Annotated in this window: 1 pseudogene; it reads left to right on the forward strand. The window is 43.0% G+C overall.

The window, feature by feature from the left end:
- A pseudogene (locus D6855_RS16600) lies at positions 1 to 412 on the forward strand (RNA-guided endonuclease InsQ/TnpB family protein); the annotation flags it as partial.

Raw genomic sequence — 412 nt, forward strand, 5'->3', positions numbered from 1 at the left:
CTGTACAACAGGGCAAATTTCATCTTAAGGCAGTATTCGTCATCGGTTGATTCAATGGCTGGATTCAAGCCTCTTTTCCCAAATCAGATGCTGGTTTACAGGCTCGTAAGGGATAATCTCACAGGAACTAAGTATCTTGGCGCTAGCAAATGGCTCACATATAATGCTCTTGACCATCTGCTTAAGATAACAAGGGATAAGGCATACTATGCCCTTCCGTCACAGGCTAATCAGCAGATATTGAAACTCCTTCTTAGGGACTATAAGTCTTTCTTTGAAGCTGTAAAAGTATATGGAAGGAATCCTGAAGCTTTCACGGGTCGCCCTAAGATGCCGGGATATATGTCACAGGGATCATTCAAGACAGCTGTCCTGACTAATCAGATATGCAGGATCAAGGATGGGTATCTAA

The organism is Butyrivibrio sp. CB08 (assembly GCF_003625485.1).
Taxonomy (GTDB): domain Bacteria; phylum Bacillota; class Clostridia; order Lachnospirales; family Lachnospiraceae; genus Butyrivibrio.